This is a genomic window from Oleiphilus sp. HI0080, from assembly GCF_001635135.1.
This window is the reverse complement of record NZ_LWFU01000563.1, coordinates 1-3699: the sequence shown is the minus strand read 5'-3', so window position 1 is coordinate 3699 and position 3699 is coordinate 1. Positions and strand designations below refer to the sequence as shown.

Below are 3699 nucleotides of genomic sequence, written 5' to 3'. Positions count from 1 at the left end.
CGGTAACACGCGTTTGTTGTCTGATGCCGAGCGCGAGTACCGCTTTTACAATCTTGGTTTTGGGTACAACCTCTTCCCAGGAGAAGCCTTTTTTAAGAGTTGGTTTTCGGACAAAACCTACGCTTTTAATTCGAATTTTTATTTACTAGCAGGTGCTGGGGCAACGGATTTCGCGGGAGATAATCGATTTACTGCGACGTTTGGTGCGGGCTACCAAGTGATACTCAATGACGCAGTAACGATGAGCTTGGTGTTCCGTGAACATCTCTATGATATCGATGTGCTCGGTGAAGAAAAGACCAGCATAAATACAGAGCTAAGTGCCGGATTGTCGGTATTCTTTTAAACCATTTTTAGTTCGATTTAGGAGCTACACATGAATCTATCGATCGAATCAGGCAAGCACACCTTTCGTAATTGCCAGCCAAAAAATACGCACGTCTTGCGCAAGGTTAATAGCGCGCATGCGTTCGTTTTTTCAATGGTTCTCGTACTTAGTTTTGCGTTCCCGAACAAAGCGAATACAACAGAGATTTTCGGCGCCGCCCCCGATTTTACTTTAAAGAGCAACGATGGCAGCAATGTCCGCCTCGAAGACCTTCGGGGAGAAGTTGTGATGCTTAATTTTTGGGCCTCATGGTGCGGTCCTTGTAGACAAGAAATGCCGCTGATGGATGACATCTATGAAAAATATCAAAAATTCGGCTTCACCATACTCGCGGTGAATGTTGATGAAGATTCTGCCGATGCGGATCGCTTTCTTGATGCCGTTCCAGTGACCTTTCCGATTCTCTATGACAATGAGAGCCGGATAAGTGAACTGTATGGCGTAGACGCAATGCCGACGACAATTATGATCGATCGCGAAGGCAATGCGAGGTTTTTACACCGTGGCTATAAGCCCGGGTACGAAGACGATTACCTTAAACAAGTTAAGAAGTTAATCCGCGAATGATGTTCATAATCAAACAACGCATTCAGCCTTCCGGTAACGATCGGGCTACGGGGCGAAGTTTGTTCGCTCGATCAAAAGGCAAGGCTAAGTGCCGGATCGCTCCTTTCTTTACTGCTGTTGTCGTCTTGTTTGGCGCTACGGTTAGCGGCTGCGCAGATATCAAACCGTGGGTGAAACCCTACGAGCGAGACAATCTCGCAGACCCCATCATGAGCCTAAGCCGTCATGGTTATGCAGACGCGTATATGCATCATGTTTATCAAGCACGAGAAGGTGCGAGAGGTGCTGAAGGTGGCACAGGGGGAGGCTGTGGGTGTAACTAAAAAATCAGTTAAGGTATTCGCTCACCTGGTTGCCGCCCTCACGAGCATAGCGCTTTATAGCGTCAACACCTTTGCAGCGACGTTACCACCAGATGCGGTTGATATCATGCATCATCGCTATGATGGAGGGGGCATGGAGATTAGCGGCCCATCTGTTCTAGTGCGAAAGAGTATTGGGCCACAAGTGTCCGTAACAGGTCATTATTACGTCGATTCAATTTCGGCGGCATCTGTTGATGTAATCGCGACGGCAAGCGAGTACGAAGAGGAACGGACAGAATTTAGTGGCGGAATAGACTTTCTGCACGAGAAAACGATTCTTAGTGGTGGGTATACCAATAGTAGCGAAAACGATTATGAAGCAAACACCGCGTATTTTTCGGTGGCTCAAGACTTCTTTGGTGATCTGACCACCTTGTCGCTCGCTTACGCTCGTGGTTGGGACTCTGTCGGGAAACGGGGGCAGGCAGAAAGCGACTGGGAAGACAAAGATCTTCAGAATTATAAGCTTGGCTTGACGCAAGTTATTACAAAAAACGCGCTGTTTAGCATCGATGTCGATGTGATTACCGACGAAGGAAAGCTTGAAAATCCCTATCGTCAAAATCGTTATGTCGACCCGAATGACAGCACGGCCTACCTATATCAACCTGAGGTTTATCCAGATACACGAACAAGCACAGCGCTTGGGTTTCGTGGAATGTATTTCTTACCTTATCGTGCTTCGGTCAAATTAGAATACCGTTATTTTTCCGATAGCTGGGACATTCAAGCAAACACCTATGGTGTTTCCTACAGTCATGCTTTCGACGAATCATGGATCTTCGAAACACGCCTGCGTTATTACGAACAGGATCAAGCTCGGTTTTATAGCGATCTCTTTCCATTCGCGAACTCTCAAACCCATGTTGCCAGAGATAAGGAGCTAAGCACCTATTCTGGTATTACGTACGGATTTGGTGTGAGCTATGAGGTCAAACAGGGTGTAATTCCGTTCGTTAAGCGCCTCCAGCTAAGCCTTTTGGCCGACATTCTTGATTACGACTACGAGAACTTTAGAGACGTAACCGCGTCGGGAAGTTACTTGCCGGGCGAAGAGCCGCTATATGAGCTCGACGCTTGGGTCACACGCACATCATTAATTGTCGAATTTTAACAGGACTATCAAGCATGAACGCCAACACTAACATCATCAAACATCGGCTTGCTTGGTTAATGGCAGCACTTTTCGTTTGTCTGTTTACGAGTTTGTCTGCTCTAGCTGAAGAAGCGGAAAGCCAGTCACCATTTACGGTCGTTGAGAATACGAGCTCGCCGTTTACCGAAGTAAAAAACGACGACGAAGCTTCACCGCAGAGCGAAACGGATGCACCTAAAGAGTATGCCATCGATAAGTCAAAACCGGTTGCTCTTAGCGTGGAAGAATTGAAGAAACAGGTCATCAAGCTCAATCGTGACCTCTTTATTCTCGAAGAAGATTTATTGTTTCCTGCAAATACCCAGTTTGTGGTGTTCCTTTCTCTCGACACTGGTCAGTTTCTAAAACTCGATAGCGTGAAGCTAAAAGTAAATGGTGAAGTCATCGCTGCACATTTATACACGGAGCGTCAGCTAAAAGCGCTTTCACGCGGAGGTATGCAAAGACTTCACATGGGCAACCTAAAAACGGGCGAGCATGAAGTGACAGTTTTTGTTGAAGGTGTCGGGCCTGATGATCGTGTATATAAAAAGGCAGCCACTCTAATCTTAGAGAAAGGCACCGAGCGTAAAGCAATCGAAGTTCGCATAAAAGATCGGTCGAACGACTACCAACCCGATGTGTCTATCATCGAGTGGGAGTGAGGTAGGCGTGTCGATCGTGCTGCATGGTTATTTCGAAATGCTACGTCTTTGCTGTCGTGCGCATCGTTCCCTTACTTTTAGGCTGCGCCAGATGATCGCGCGTATCGCTGTGCTCATCTTCGGGATGATACCGGTCAGTAACTTGATTGCCGATGATGCGAAGTTTGAAGCTGGCTCTACTATATCTACTCGCGCCAACGACCTGCTGTACGGCGAGGCACTGTACGAGTACCACCAAGGGCGCTTTTTCGAGTCGCTCACCGTCTTGAATGTTGCGAAAGAGAAGGGTGGTATCCAGCAGCACGGTGACCACCCTTTGCTCGTCGAAGGCGGTTTAATGCTTGCGTATGGCATGACGCGAGAGGCCAAAAAGCATTTTGAGGCGTTGCTGAGTCCCGATATGACAGCGCTTGTAAGCGCCGATGCTAGAAATCAAGCGTGGTTCTACCTTGGCAAGGTCTTTTACTTGGAGAGTGACCTTGTTGCGTCTCAACGTGCACTCAGTGAAGTTAATGCCGAGAGACTCCTCGAATCGGACGAGTCACTGTACCATGAATGGCGCTACCTAAATGCGCAGGT

6 protein-coding genes are annotated in these 3699 nt (G+C 47.6%); all 6 read left to right on the top strand.

Features of this window, described 5'->3' with window-relative positions:
• The coding region (locus tag A3751_RS12475; RefSeq protein ID WP_156492410.1) for an outer membrane beta-barrel domain-containing protein at nt 1-346 on the top strand (346 nt) is incomplete at its 5' end.
• A 30-nt stretch (nt 347-376) separates the two neighbouring features.
• Entirely contained in the window at nt 377-955 is a 579-nt protein-coding gene (locus tag A3751_RS12470; RefSeq protein WP_231871944.1) for a TlpA disulfide reductase family protein, read from the top strand.
• Entirely contained in the window at nt 952-1278 is a 327-nt protein-coding gene (locus A3751_RS12465) for a DUF4266 domain-containing protein (RefSeq protein ID WP_231871693.1), read from the top strand. The genes A3751_RS12470 and A3751_RS12465 overlap by 4 nt, the downstream gene beginning before the upstream one ends.
• Entirely contained in the window at nt 1265-2434 is a 1170-nt protein-coding gene (locus tag A3751_RS12460) for a DUF3570 domain-containing protein (RefSeq protein ID WP_068456481.1), read from the top strand. Before A3751_RS12465 ends, A3751_RS12460 begins: the two co-directional genes overlap by 14 nt.
• Nucleotides 2435-2448: 14 nt before the next feature.
• On the top strand, nt 2449-3120 hold the full coding sequence (locus tag A3751_RS23545; RefSeq protein ID WP_231871942.1) for an AraC family transcriptional regulator: 672 nt from the start codon (nt 2449-2451) through the stop codon (nt 3118-3120).
• Between the two features lie 91 nt (nt 3121-3211).
• Nucleotides 3212-3699 (top strand): hypothetical protein (locus A3751_RS12450; protein WP_197466316.1); only part of this gene is annotated, 488 nt, incomplete at its 3' end.